Consider the following 15,528-nt stretch of genomic DNA (forward strand, 5'->3'; position numbering starts at 1 on the left):
AGGAGCGCTTTTCATCTAGTTCAAAATCTTCATCAGTGCCATCTGATCCATCGGACCTGCCAGCAGCGCCTCCAGCGCCTGCATGCCCTCAGGCGGCTCGATCGAGCCGATCCCCGCCTGGGTCATGCGTTCCTGATAGGCCGGAGATGCGACGACCCCGACCGAGCCCCAGTAGCCCCAGTTCATCACTTTCACGGCACAAGGCCATTCCTGTGCGAGCCGGTGCGCAAACGCGTCGGTAAAGGTGCAGCCGGCCACATAGTTGCTCTGGCCTGCCGCTTTGAGAAACGCGTTCACCGAGGAGAAGATCATCACGAAGTCGAGCGGTTCTTCGCCAAACACCTGCGCCATGCGGACGCTGACATCCACCTTGGCTGCGAGCGAGGCGCGGAACTGCCCCTCCTCCATGTTGGCCAGGCTGCTGTCCGCCAGCACGATCGCGGAGTGTACGATCCCGTCGACCTGTACGTAGCGAGCCTTGATCTCCTCATAGGCGCGCTCCAGCGACTGTCGATCCGTCGCATCCGCCGCGATGTAGTGCGGTGCAGGCCCCAGTTTGGACAGGGCGATCCGCTTGGCTTCAATCGCGGCATCCTGCGAACGGCGGCCGATCCAGACGATCTGCGCCGCGTAAGTACGGATCATGTACTCGCTCCAGACTTCGCCGATGCCGCCGGCCCCGCCGATCACCACGTATACGCCGCCCGGCTTGTAGATCGTCTGATCCGGCTGTGGGCAACTCAGCTCCGCCAGTTGCTGGCGATGCCATTGCCGTCCTCGATAGACCCATGCATCCCCTTGCGGGTCTGCCGGGATCGTGAACAGGTCGGGCAGCGGCCATGCCTCCTCTGCGTCCAGATCGACCAGGCGAATGTTCCAGTTCGGATACTCCTTGGCCATCGAACCGATCAGGCCATGTAAACCGGCGTGAACCGGGTTGACCGCCTCTTCGCGGTGCAGAGCCTGCGTCTGCGTCGTCAGCACCGTCCAGCCAAGGCTTCGAGCTCCGTACCCGAGATCGAGCACCGCTTTGATCAGGCGGAAGGCGAGCAGAACCCCTTCGTGCTGCCCGGCGATCACCGCCTCCAGCTCCAGCCCGTCAGAAGAACGGTCGGGCGCGATCCAGAAAATGTGATCGAGCGCACCGCGCGCCTGCAGCTTGCTGGCGATGGCCTCCACGCTCTCTCCCCGCTTGATGTCAAGTTCGCGCGCGTTCGGCAGATACTGCCGGATCGCTTGCTGCTGCTCCGGCGTGCCGCCTACGATGGCGATCTGATCGAGCGGGGATGGGTGCAAGGGGCCTCGCTCCAAGGGAACCGCATCCCAGACAGGAACCAGACTCACAACCTCGCCTTGCTCATCGTGCAGAAGGTTCGCTTCTGTGCTTGAAGTCTGCGGTGCAAAGGAAGCCACTCCCGGATTCTCCATCAGCGGCTCCACCCAGCAGCGCTGCTTGGCGAACGGGTAGGTCGGCAGGGAGATGCGTCGCGGTCTGTTTCCTTCGTAGAGCCGGCTCCAGTCAAACGCCAATCCTTTGACCCACAGGTCGAGCAGCTTCGCATATTTGCGATTGCTCACCCACGCCTCGATCGCCGCCTGCAAGTCTTCATCGGCCGCAAACAAGGACAGGGTCTCTTTGTTGCCTTTGAGCTGACCACGGTACAAGCCGTCGATGCCGTCCTCCCCATTCAGGAAGCCCGCCAGCTTTTCCACCAACTCCCCGACGCTCGAAGCCGTCAGGGCCAACCGCTCCTCCATCGCTTCTCGTCCGACCTGCAAGGTGTAGGCGAGATCGACGAGGTCGGCTTCGGTGAACGCTTCCTCTTGCAAAACGGTCAGGAGATGCCTTGCCTGCTCGATCAGGCGCGGCTCTTCTTTGGCCGACAGCACAACGACCGCCGGGTTCTCTGCGGTGACCTTCCGCTGCACGCGAACCTCCGCTTCGGGAACGTATTCCTCCAGCAAGAGGCAGGCATTGGAACCACCCGCGCCAAAGCTGCTTACAGTTGCTCTCCTCGGCACTTCCCGCCCGTCGATCACCGGCCGCTTCCATTCCGCCAGCTCCTGCTGGACGACGAACGGCGTGCGGTCAAAGTCGATGTGCGGGTTGAGCACGGCTGAATGCAGAGAAGGCACGAGCTGACGATGTTTCATTTGCAGCAGCACCTTCGTCAGACCGGCGATGCCCGCGGCGCTCTCCGAGTGCCCGATGTTCGATTTGACCGAACCGATTGCGCACTTCTGCCCGCCGACACGCGATTCTTGGAAGACCTTGGTGAGACCGGCGATCTCAATCGGGTCGCCCAGCGACGTTCCGGTGCCGTGCGCTTCCACATAGGAGAGCGTGCCCGGATCGATGCCGGCCTCTTTAAAGGCGCGGCCGACCACGCTCGCCTGCGCGTTCGGGTTCGGGACCGTATAGCCGTTGGTCTTGCCGCCGTGGTTGATGGCGGTCGCTTTCAGCACGCCGTAGATCTGGTCTCCGTCTTCCAGCGCTTTGGCCAGCGGCTTGAGCATCACAGCGCCCACGCCTTCGCCCGGCACATATCCGTCGCCGCCTTCGCCAAAGCTCTCGCAGCGCCCTTTGCTCGACGCGAAGTTGTTCTGCCCGAGCAGCAGGTACTTGTTCGGGTGCACCGACACGTTGACGCCGCCGGCAATCGCCACCTCGCACCCGCCATGCAGCAAGCTCTGGCAGGCCAGATGAATCGCGGTCAAGGACGAAGAGCACATCGTGTCGACCGCCAGGCTCGGCCCGTGCAGGTTCAGGAAATAGGACACGCGATTGGCGATCGAAGACGGGTTGCCGGCCAGCGCCATCGGCTTGCCGAGCAGCGTCTGCTGCGCCCCGTACAGCTGATACTCTTCATACATCACGCCGACGAACACCCCGACATTGCCGTCGAGCCCATAGGCGCGGTGCTTGGCGAGCGCATCGCGGGTGTAGCCCGCATCTTCCATCGCTTCATAGACGGTCTGCAGGAACAGCCGCTCTTGCGGGTCCATGAACTCCGCATCGCGAGGGGAGATGTTGAAGAACAGCGGATCGAACTTGTCCACATCTTGGAGGAAGCCACCCCACTTGCTGTTCGTTTTGCCCGGTTTGCGCTTGTCGGCGTCGTAATACGGGCTGTGATCCCAGCGGTCAGCCGGAATCTCCGTGATCGAGTCCCGCCCGTCGCGCAGGTTTTTCCAAAACTCGCGCAGGTTCTGCGCCTCCGGGTAGCGGCCGGATACGCCGATGATCGCGATATCCAGCGGTTTTGCATCAGAAGTTGCTTCAACGGTCGGCACGTTTGCACGCACCTTCGAAGGAGCTTGTACGAAATGGCCTCTCCCTCGCTTGCTGAGCACGGGCGCTTCCCGCTCTGCGACCGGCTCAGCGGCTGCCGGAGCCGGCTGATCTGTCGGCACCTCGACCCCGAGCAGCTTTTTCATCGGCTCCGGATAGGAGTCGATGAAGTACCCGGTCAGGTCTTCGATGTTCTGATATTCGAAGAACAAGGTCTTCGGCAGCGAACCGAACGTTTTTTCCAGCTGGTTGGTCATCTGCATGACCATGATCGAATCGATGCCATAGTCCTCCAGCGGCGCATCCGCTTCGATGCGGGCCGTCGGCATCTTCAGGACGGTCGATAGCAATTTTTTGAAAAAGAGAATCGACTTGTCCCGCAGGATCTCTTCCGACACCGAAGACGTGCTCAGCACAGAAGCCGATGCAGTCGGAACTGCTGTCTCTTGCGGCTGCTCCAACAGGGAAGCCCGCAGCTGTCTCATGTCGCCGTGAAACATGACAACCTGATCCTGTTCCACCGCGAGGCTCTGATACAGCCCCTGTACGCCGCTCAAGGTCGGCATCGCGGTCATGCCTAGCTGTTCTTGCAAGGTTCGCTCCGTCTCGGCATCCAAGCGCATGCCGCCGTCCTGCCAGAGCGGCCAGTTGATCGACAGCGTGCGACCTTGGCGCTGCTTGGCTGCCACCTGCCCGTTGCGATACTGGGCATATGCATCCAAGAAGGCATTGGCCATGCTGTAGTCTGCTTGGCCCGGATTGCCGAGCACACCGGCGATCGACGAGAAGGTGACGAAGAAGTCGAGAGGCATGTCGCCGCTCGCTTGATCCAGATTCACCAGACCCGCCACTTTGGGAGCCAGCACCTCGGCCAGTTCCGCTTCCGTTTTCTTCAGCATGAAGTTGTCGCGGATCACGCCGGCGCTGTGGACGAGGCCGTCCAGCTTGCCGGAGTCGGCGCGGATGGCGTCAAACAGGCGCGCGACCTGTGCTCTGTCGGTCACATCCACACGCTTGTACTCGATGCGAGCACCTGTCGCTTGCAGCTCCTGCATCGCGGTCTGCTGTGCCGCTCCAAGAGCAGAGCGGCCGGTGAGATACAAGGTCGTGCCGCTGACTTGCTGCACGATCTCCCGAGCCACGATCAGGCCGAGACCGCCTGCGCCGCCCGTGATCAGGTACGTCCCGCCATCTTTCCACGGGATGTGCACCTCCTGCCGGGAGACCTCCGCTTCGCTCCAGCCTGCCACCCAGCGCTTGCCATCTTGGTAGCGAACGTGACGGTCTTCCAAGCGGGCGAGATTCTCTTGCAGGCGAGCGGCCACTTCCGTCGCGTCGGACGTGCGCTCCAGTTCGATCAGTTGCCCGATCAGGTTCGGATTCTCTTGCGACGCCGTTCGCAGCAGAGCGGAGAGTCCTGCGCTCAAGCGATGCTCCGGCTCGGTGCCGACTGCGATCTGCACGAGCACTTGGCCTTTGGGCTTCTGTTGGAGCAGAGCTTTGATCTCTCGGAACGCTTGGGTCGCGTGCGCTTCATAACGCGCTGCCGGATCGGATGTCTCCGAGCGCAAAGTTATGCAGCGAGCGTCGTGCACGTCTGCCTCCATGTCGCAGAGGAGCACCAAGCGCTGGCTGTAGCTCGGCTGTTGTGCCGGCTCGCCGACCGGTTGCTCCGTCCAGTTCGGGAGCAGCATCAGCGTTCCTTCCCGGCCGCGCCCATCGTCCAGTTGTCGTGCGGAATAGCCCTTGATGCGAACGCGGACATCGCCTTCTGCGGCGCAGAGGTCAAGGTCGAACTTCTGCACCTTGTCCCCCGGACGGCTGCCAGCGCTGCGGCGCACGAGCACCCACATCTCGTCCGTGCACGAACCGAGGATGTCCACTTCCTCCAACGCGAACGGCAGAGCCGGACGCTTGATGTCGGCACCGTCGGACAGCAGGGCCAGCGTGACCTGCAAGGCCGAATCCATCAGGCTCGGATGCAGCACAAACGAGCTTTCCTGCTCAACGGAAGCCGGCAGCACAAGGCGGGCGAGCGCTCGATCCGTGCCCAGATGCACGCGCTCGACGCCGCGATGTGCCGGCCCGTGGTCGATGCCAAGCGACTCAAACATCGAGTAGAACGCGGAGGCATCGAGCGTCTTCAGGGAGCACTGAGACTGCAAAGTCTTGAGGTCAAGACTTGGCATGGCTTCAAACGACTTCCAGACCGCACGCCCTTGCGAGTGAATGACCGGCTCCTGACCTGCCTCCTCCTCGCGATAGACCTCAAACCCGATCTCGCCATCCGCTTCCGGGAACAGGCTCAGATGCACATCCAGCGGCTGCTCCCCGAGGAGGAGCGGGCTTGCCCAGATGACATGCTTCAGGCGCAGGCCGTCTCTTCCATCTTTCAGAGAAGCAGCCGCCAGTTCGACAGCTTCGCGCGCCATCTCCAGATACGCCACGCCCGGCAGCATGCGCTGGCCTTGCACGACATGGTCGGCCAAGAAGAACTCCTCCCCTGTGAAGGTCGAGGTAAATCGCTGCTCGGTCAGGTCGGACGTGTTGCGGTGAAGCAGCGGGTGAAGCGCCGTGTTCATCGCTTGCGACGAACGGCGTCCGCTGCCTGCCGTCCCCTCCTCCTTGGACATCCAGTAGCGCTCTTTGGCGAACGGATAGGTGGGCAGGCTGATGCGCTGCGGTAGGGTTTGATACAGCTCGTTCCAGTCAATGCTGCCACCAAGGACCCAGAATTCGGCGAGCTTGTCGTGCTGACGATTCTGCATCCAATCGCTTGCTTCGGATGCGAGGTGACCAAGGCTCGGCTTGTCCTTGCCGCGTCTGACCTGACCACGGTACAGCCCGGCGATGTTTTCCTGCCCTTGCACGTACGCTTCCAAACGGTCTGTCAGCTCTTGCAAGGATCGGACCACGAGGGCCATCCGCTCTTCCATCTTTTCGCGTCCCACCTGCAACGTGTAGGCCGCGTCCACCAGATCGGCATCCGTGATGCGTCCTTCCGCCACGAAGGCGAGCAGTTGGCGGCTCTTTTCCTGCAGGCGCTCCTCATTCTTCGCCGACAGCACGACGATCACCGGCTGCTCCGGCGCGGTGCCTTTGGTCTGGCGTGCTCCGCTCGGGATATATTCCTCGATCACCAGATGCGCGTTCGAACCGCCGGCGCCGAACGACGAGATCCCTGCGATGCGCGGATATTCTCGACGAACCCCATCCAGTTCCAGAACCGGACGCGGCCACTCTCCCAGTTCCTGCTGCACGACAAACGGCGTCTTGCCGAAGTTGATGTTCGGGTTCAGCGTCTTGGCGTGCAGGGTCGGCGCGATCTGTCCATGCATCATCTGCAGCAACACTTTGGTCACGCCCGCGATGCCTGAAGCGCTCTCGCAATGGCCGATGTTCGACTTGGCCGAGCCGATCGCGCAGAACTGCTTGTCCTCCGTGCCTTTTTCAAATGCTTTGGTCAGGCCGGTGATCTCGATCGGGTCGCCCAGCGACGTGCCGGTTCCATGCGCTTCGAGATACGAGACCGTCCGCGGGTGAACGCCCGCCCGCTGCAGAGCGTCTGCGATGACGCGAGACTGCGCGTTCGGGTTCGGCACCGTGTAGCCGTTGGTTTTGCCGCCCGCGTTCACCATGCTGCCCTTGATGACGCCATAGATGTGGTCGCCGTCGGCGATCGCCTTGTGCAGCGGCTTCAGGAGGATCGCCCCGACGCCCTCTCCGTCGACAAAGCCGTCGGCCCCATCGCCGAACGCCTTGCACGCATCGGTCGCCGAGAGCATGGTCATCGCCGAGAGCCGCAGATAGTGCGCCGGATCAGAGATCAGGTTGACACCGCCTGCGATCGCACAATCGCTCGTGCCGCTGTACAAGCTCTCCAAGGCGAGATGAATCGCCGTCAAAGAGGACGAGCAAGCCGTGTCCACATTGATGCTCGGCCCTTGGAAGTTAAAGAGATACGAGACGCGGTTCGCCAGCGACCAGAAGTTCGCACCCGTCGGGTAAAAAGCGTTCATGATCCCGGCGAACATCCCGACCTTGCCACTCTCCGCGAGAGTGCCCGGCGTGTACCCCGCATCTTCGATGCTCGCGTATACCGTCTCCAGGAACAACCGCTCCTGCGGGTCCATCTTCTCCGCTTCGGCAGGGGAGATCTGGAAGAACAAAGGATCGAACTTGTCGATGTCCTTCAGGAACGCTCCCCATCGGGTGTACATCGTCCCCGCTTTTCCTTTTTCCGGGTCAAAATAGTCCTGCCAGTTCCAGCGTTCTTGCGGAATCTCGCCCACGCTGCTGCGGCCCTGCTTCAGATTGTTCCAGAAGCTGTTCACATCGTCAGCGCCCGGGTAGCGCCCGGCCAGCCCGACGATCGCGATGTCCTGCAGGCGCATCGGCGGCTCTTCAGCTCTCACTTCGCGGGCGACAGGTGCCTCTTCTTGCCGCTGCAGATAGCGCTTGGAGGACGTGCGGAAGGTCAGGTTCGTGCGTGTTTGCGCGGCCTGTGCAGGCACGGAAGCCTCCGTGCGCGGCGTCTGCTGCACCTCCGTCTGCCCGGCCAGCCCGAGCTTTGCGACAAGCGCCTCGCGCTGCGTGTCGACCAGATGATCGGCCAGCGAGTCTAGGGTCTGGTATTCAAAGAACAGCGTGCTGTTGAGATCCTCCCCGATCCCTTCGCGCAACGCATTGGTCAGCTGGACGACGAGGATCGAATCGATGCCATACTCCTCCAGCGATTCGGACGGGTCGATCTGGTCACTCGGAATCTTCAGCGTGTCACCGACCACATTTTGAAGGTAGGCGATGACGTTTTCACGCAGGCGTTCTTTCGTAACAGGAGCCTTCGTGACAGGAGCCTGCGCGACAGGCGCGACGGATGCCGGCTGCACAACCGCAATCGGTTCTGCTCTCACCGGTTCCAGCTCGAAGCCGATCGCCTTTTGCAAAGCGTCCTTGTGCGCCTTGACAAAATAGTCGGCCAGCTCGCCGAGCGTCTGATATTCAAAGAACAAGGTGCTGCTGATCTCCCCGAACACCTCGCGCAGAGCATTGGTCAGCTGCACGACGAGGATCGAGTCGATGCCGTACTCCTCCAACGCTTCCGTCTCGTCGATCTTGTGCACCGGAATCTTCAGCGTGTCGCTGACGAGCTCTTTCAGATACGTCACGCTCTTCTCGCGCAGAGATTCAGGAGAAAGCGCGGCGACCGTCGCCTGCACAGGGGTCGGCTTGATCGATACCGCTTGCGGTTTTGCTGCTTGTGGCTTGGTCGCCTGCTTGGCCACCGGCTTGCTTTTCTTCGCCGCCTGCTTCTGGCGAACGACGCCGTCGCTCATGGCGACGACAACCTGCTGGCCGAACTCATGCGCCTGCTCTGCCGGATGGAACACGCCGGAGAAGCCTTCGCTCGCCAGCACCTTGCCCCAAACCTCCGGGAACAGGCCCGGGTTGCCCGGAATGCGCAACTCTGCATCTTCGTAGAGCCACCAGCCTTCGAGCAGGCCGAACGTCAGATGCGTGAACAGCGCATTTTGCGAGATCTCGTTCAGCAAAAGGAGGCCGTTCGGTCGAAGCACGGCTTTGGCGTTGCGAATCGTCTGCCGGATGTTCTTGGTCGCATGCAGGACGTTGGTCGCGATGACAAGGTCGTAGGCCCCCGCTTCAATGTCCTGTCCGGCGAGCGGTGCTTCGACGTTGAAGATCTTCGGTGCGAGATACGGATTGTCAGCCCCGTACTCACGCTCTGCATGCAGCAGAAACGCACGCGAGATGTCGGTGTAGCAGTACTCCACAATGCGATCCTGATACGGCCGCAGCTTGCGGAAGACCATCGCGCTCGTGCCTCCCGTGCCGGCGCCGATCTCCAGAATGCGCAGGGAGACGGCCGGATCGTCCGCCATCCGTTCCTGCAGATAGGTCACCACCGTGTCGGCGAGCACCTCGTTGAAGTAGTCGGAGATCTGGTTGTTCTTGTAGATCCCCTCCACCAGCGCCATCGAGGAGTTGGGGAACATGATCTCCGTCGCCGGCACGCGGCCGGTCAGGATATCCGGCAAGGCGCGCAAGGTGGCCGCAACGAGCTGCACCTGGGCTTTCAGGTTCGGGTTGGTGAGCCAGTGCGGCTTGTTCGCTTCCCATTCCTGCCAGAGCACCTGTGCCGGCGTATCGAACTTGAGCGCAGGGTCGCGCTCCAGAACGGCGACGCTCTCCGCCAGCCATTTGCGGTAAAATCCGCGCACCGCATTTCCGTCCTGCAATTGCGGCGCTTGCAGCTGCGCGCCGAGCAGACGAACCAGCAACTCCTCCATGTCCGTCTTGTCCAAGCTCTCGTCCGCCTTCATGCGCGCCACGCGACCGTTCTGATCCGGCAGGCGCTTTTGCAGCGACTCTGCAAGCGCAGGCAGAACGTCCGTCCCGATCTGCATCGTTTCGGTCGCGTTCACCCCTTCGACCTGCACGGCCTTGGTGGTTTTCATCAGCCCAAATTGGGCGATCGGGCGCGTCAGCAGCGTCTCCAGAGCTTCCATCGCTTCCTTCGGCTCGACAAATCCGATGCCGACCTGCGACAACAGCTCCCCTTCTTTGGAATGCACGATCTCCTCGGCGTTCCAGTAGCCCCAGTTCATCACCTTCACGCGGCAAGACATCTCGCGCGCCATCTGATGGGCAAAAGCATCCATGAACGTGCAACCAGCCGCATAGTGGCTCTGGTTCGCATTTTTGATGAACGAGATGATCGAAGAGAAGAACAGGACAAAATCAAGCGGCTCGTCGCGGAACACCTGGGCCACGCGCAAAGAGACGTCCGCCTTCGCCGAGAATCCGGTGCGGAATTGCGCCTCCTCCATGCGATCCAGTCCTGCGTCCTGCAACACCATCGCCGAGTGGATGATCCCGTCAATTCGGCCATACCGCTGCTTGATCTCGTCACGCGCCAGCTGGAGCGACGCGGCATCGGTCGCATTGGCGGCCACATAGTGCGGAGCCTTGCCATGCCGTCCGAGGGCTTCGAGCTTGGCTCGAATGGAGGCATCCGGTTGACGGCGACCGATCCAGACGACCTGCGCCTCGTAGCGGCGGATCATGTACTCGGTCCATGCTTCTCCGATCCGTCCGGCCCCACCGATCACCACATACACGCCGCCCTGTCGGTACAGCGTGCCGTCAGCTGGCGCCGCTTGGAGCAAGACGAGCTGTTGGCGGTGCCATTCGCCGCCTCGATAGACCCAAGAGCGACCACGGCGATCCGTCGGGAGCTGCAGCAAGTCAACCAGCGGCCAGGCGCCCGCTTCGAGATCGACCAGGTGGATTTTCCAGCGCGGGTACTCCTTCGCCAGAGAGCCGACCAATCCGTGCAAGCTGGCGTGGGTCGGGTTGACCTGCTCCTGCGCGTGCAACGGTTGGGCCTGCGTCGTGAGTACCGTCCAGCCCAGCGGACGGGATTCGTATCCCGCTTGCAAAAGAGCTTTGACCGTGCGGAAGAGCAGCAGCACGCCTTCTTCCTGCTCGCGGACCAGCGCCTCGTTCGTCACCGAGGAGAGAGCGCGCTCCGGAGCGATCCAGAAAATGTGGTCGAATCTGCCGAGGCGCTGCAGCTTGTCCCCGATCTCTGTGATGGAATCGCTCGGCTGCAGGTCGAGCGACTGCACGTTCGAAAGGTGCAAGCACACGGAACGCTGCTGCTCCGAAGTGCCTCCGACCACCAGCACGCGATCGGCAGAAGCCGGGAAAGACGGCACGCGTTCCGGCGTGACGACATCCCATACCGGTGCCAAGGTCAAGTTGCCGACCAGCGGGTCGTTTTTGCCCTCCTGCCCGGACGGCGTTTTCGCATCCAGAGCACGGTACGTGAAGCCTTTGATTCGAACCGAAACGCGGCCTGCCTCGTCGCAAAGATCGATGTCGAGATTTTCCACCGCGCCGCCTGCTTGGCTGCCTTCGCTGTGGCGGAGCACCGCCCACATCTCAGAGGTGCAGGCTTGGTAGACCTCCAGCTTTTGCAGCACGAACGGCAAAATCGGGTTCGGCGAGAGGTCTCCGCGCGCGCCGAGCAGGAAGCCGACCGACGCCTGCAGCGCAGAATCCATCAGGCTCGGATGCAGAACATACCGGCTGGCGGATGCTGACAACGCGGACGGCAGAGACAGTCGAGCCAGCACGAGACCTGCGCCGACGTAGAGCTCTTGAATGCCACGATGACCTTCCCCGTACTCGATGCCCATCGACGAGAAGGCTTCATAGCAGGCTGCCGAAGTCAGCACCTGTGAGGACGCTTGCTTCTGGAACGAGGCAAGATCGACCGTCGGAGGAGCCGTGACAGAAGCGAGCAGCGCGCGGCCTTCGCCATGCACCACCGGCTCGGAGTCCTGCCTCACGGTGTAGATCTCATACGCGACCTCGCCGTTCTCTTCCGGGAACAGTCCGATGTGCACCTGCACAGGCTGCTCTCCTACCGTGATCGGGCGAACCCATGCGACATTCTGCAGTTGCACCTCGCTCGGCCCTTCGACCAGCCCGCCGGCTGCATGCTCGACTGCGGCCCGCGCCATCTCCAGATAAGCCACGCCCGGCAGGACGCGATTGCCTTGCACCCGATGATCGTTCAGGAAGAACTCCTCGCCGGTAAAGGTCGACGAGAAACGCTGTTCGGCAAAATCGGACGTGTTCTGATGCAGCAGCGGATGAATCACGCTCTGCACGCCCGCCGTTTCGGCCGCGACCTGTGCCGTCGCTCTGTTTGCAGCCTTGGGAACCCAATAGCGCTCCTTGGCAAACGGGTAGGGCGGCAGGCTGATGCGCTGCGGACGCCCTTGACGGTAGAGGCGATTCCAGTCGATCTCCACGCCTTTGACCCAGAGGTCTGCCAGCTTGTCATGCTTGCCTTTGGCGATCCATCGGTTCAGGAGTTCCCGCGAGTCTTCGTCTGCGCTGAAGAGCGCAACCGTCTCTTTGTTCTGCTTGACGGAGCCGCGATGCACGCCCGCCTGCCCGTCCGGGTCTGCCAGATACGCTTCGAGCTTTTGCTTCAGCTCCGAGAGGTCGCGGACGACAAAGGCCACGCGCTCCTCCATCGCCTCCCGACCGACTTGCAGCGTGTACGCGAGGTCGATCAGGTTGAGGCGTTGAAGAGCCTCCGCAGCCGGGGTGACAGACTCTAGATGCAGGCCGGCCGCCGCCGTTTCCCGCACCGCTCCCTCAAGCCCTGCCACGTGGGCCACCGCCGCCGCGATCGACTCTTGCTCCAGCAGTTCTTTAGGATCGACCTCCAGTTGGAATTCCGCTTGCAGACGCTCGCTCAGCTGGGCGAGGTGAATCGGTTCGATGCCATATTCGCTCCACTCGACATCCGCTTCCAACGCGTCTGCCTTCACGTGGATCAGCTCCGCGAGCATCTCCCGCATCACCGCTTCCAAACGCAGTTCCATCCCTTGCGCTTGTACAGGCTCCAAAGCTTGCACAGCCACCCGCACCGGATTCTGACGCTGCGCCTCCTCGTTCTTATTCAGAGCCGCCAGCAAGCGGCCCGCATAGGCGACCAGGCGCTCTTTGTTCTTCGCGGACAGAGGAACCAGCGCGGCACCCTGCCCTTCCGTGCTCGTCACCGCTTGCGGCGGGATGTATTCCTCCAAGATCACGTGCGCGTTCGAGCCGTACGCCCCGAACGAGCTCAGCCCGGCACGGCGCGGGTATTCGACCCGCTCACCGTTTTCGATGAGCGTCGGACGCTGCCACTCTTCCGTCTTGTGCTGGACGTAAAAAGGCGAATTTTCCAGATCGATATACGGGTTGAGCTCCACCGAATGCAGCGACGGCACGAGCTTTTTGTGATGAAGCTGCAGGGCGACTTTGTGCAGACCGCTGATGCCGGCCGCCGATTCGCCGTGGCCGATGTTGGACTTGACCGAACCAATCGAGCAGTATTGCTTGTCCGGCGTGAAGTGTCGGAACGCCTTGACCAGCCCTTGGATCTCGATCGGGTCGCCGAGCGACGTCCCGGTGCCGTGCGCTTCCATATACGAGATCGTGCGCGGATCGACACCCGTTTTTTCCAAACATGCCTGAATCATGTCCGCTTGGGCCACCGGGCTCGGGACGGTGATCCCGCTCACCGCGCCCACGTGGTTGGTCGTGCTTCCTTTGACCACCGCATAGATGTGGTCGTTGTCCGCAATCGCCTTGCTCAGCGGCTTGAGCAGCACCGAGCCGATGCCTTCGCCCGACACATACCCGTCGCCGCCCTTGCCGAACGTGTGGCAGTACCCGTCGCTGGAATGCATGTCCATCATGCCATACGTCATGTACTTGTTCGGATGCAGCGACAGGTTCACCCCGCCGGCCAGCGCCACTTCACACTCGCCGCGCTTGATGCTCTCCAGCGCCAGATGCACGGCGATCAGCGAAGACGAGCAGACGGTGTCGATCGCCATGCTCGGTCCGTGAAAATTGCAAAAATACGACACGCGGTTCGCGATCGACGCATAGCTAAGCGACAAAGGCTGCGGCTGTCCGTCGCGCACCGCTTCGGCTTGAATCAGCGTGTAGTCCTTGTGCATCACCCCGACGAACACGCCGACGTTGCGGCGCTTGTTCGGCCCTTTTGGCGTCACCACCGTCTTCGGGGTGTAGCCGGCGTCTTCCACCGCTTCCCAGCAGGTCTCCAGGAACAAGCGCTCCTGCGGGTCGATCGTCTCCGCCTCCCGTGGCGAGATGCGGAAGAATTGCGGGTCGAAGCGGTCCGGATCATGGATAAAACCGCCCCACCGCGACATCGGCTTGCCGGACGGAGACTTGACGCCCTCCAGCCGCTCCCACTCCCAGCGCGACTCCGGAACCTCCGTGATGCAGTCTTTGCCGGCCAGAAGATTCTCCCAGAACTCGTGAAGGTCGCGCGATTGCGGATACTTGCCGGACATCCCGATGATCGCGATGTCCTCTCCCGCATCCGGCACGCCATAGCTGCCGGTCTCCGGGAGTTCGCGCTCAGCTTCGTACAGCTCGTCCGCCGGCTCGCTCCACTCTGCCTCTGCCTGATTCGCTCCGCTTGCACCGCCGCCGAAACGATCCGCATGATGCTCAGCGAGGTACTCGGCCAGCTCCGTGATCGTCGTGTACTCGAACAACAGCGTCGGCATGAGCTGCGTTTCGAGCTTGCTGCCGATCGCCGTCACGACTTCCAGCAGCATCGACGAGTCGAGGCCGATCTCGTAGTACCCGACATCTGTCGCCACTTGATCTTCCGGTTTGCCCAGCTTTTCGGCGATCAACCGGCGCAGGAATGCGGACGCCTCCTCGACCGCCGAACCGCCTCCCGACGCATACGCAGGAGGTGCGACCGGTGCGGAAGGTCGGGGCTGTGGTTTTGGCTTCGGCTTTTCTTGCACAGCGGCCTCCGCCTTGCGGGCCGGATTGATCAGCCCTGCCCCGCGCACCAGCTTGCCCTTGTAATTGAGCAGCTCCGCGATCTTCTTTCCGTTCGTGTCAAAAAACTCCATCGTCAGAAAATTGAGCTCTTTCTTCCGCTCAACCGGCTTGGCGATGCGAGTCCAGCACTCCGTTCCGAGCAGAGCGGCGGCGCGGAATTTTTCATAAAACAGCGGCAGGAACAGCCGCTGCTCCTCTTCGTTCGTGTTGTCGAACAAGACACCGGTGCCAACGCCGCTGCCATCGATCAGCGTCGGGTGGAACATGAAGCCCTCCGCACTGCGGCGCGCCTCGTCCCCCAGCGCGATCTCGATGTAAGACGCCCCGTTCTCGCCCTCATAGACCACGCCGTCCGCCAGCATGAACCCGGTATGCACGAGCTCTTGGTGGCGGCACTGCGCATAAAACGAATCAAGCGATACCGAGCGCGCGGCCGTCTGCTTAATCCGGCTGATATCAAGAACCTCGTCGAACGTCAGCGGATCGCACAGATGCATCTCCGCCGTGATGTGCAACTTGCGCTCCGGGGACAAGACCCCCTTGCGCTGCTCCTGCCCTTCCACGCGAATCTGCCAGCGGCCGGCTTCCGTCTCGTCGCACTGAACGCGGAGCAGGACGTTCAGATCCTGCCCCACGACCAGCGGGTTATAAATGGAAAGATTGAGAAGATCCAGCCGTGCGAAATCATAGCCCCGCTCTCGAAACAGCTGATAGAGCAGATCGATGTACGCAAATCCCGGAAACAGCTCTTGACCATAGGCCTTGTGATGCTTGACGACCGGATGATCCTTGCCGATTAGAATTTGATCTTCCAT

Annotated in this window: 1 pseudogene; it reads right to left on the minus strand. The window is 61.8% G+C overall.

Annotated features, from left to right (window positions below):
* Positions 1 to 18: 18 nt before the first annotated feature.
* Positions 19 to 15,528: pseudogene (locus NI000_RS26540) on the minus strand (SDR family NAD(P)-dependent oxidoreductase); the annotation flags it as partial.

The sequence above is a fragment of the Paenibacillus tyrphae genome (assembly GCF_024158745.1).
GTDB lineage: Bacteria > Bacillota > Bacilli > Paenibacillales > NBRC-103111 > Paenibacillus_G > Paenibacillus_G tyrfis_A.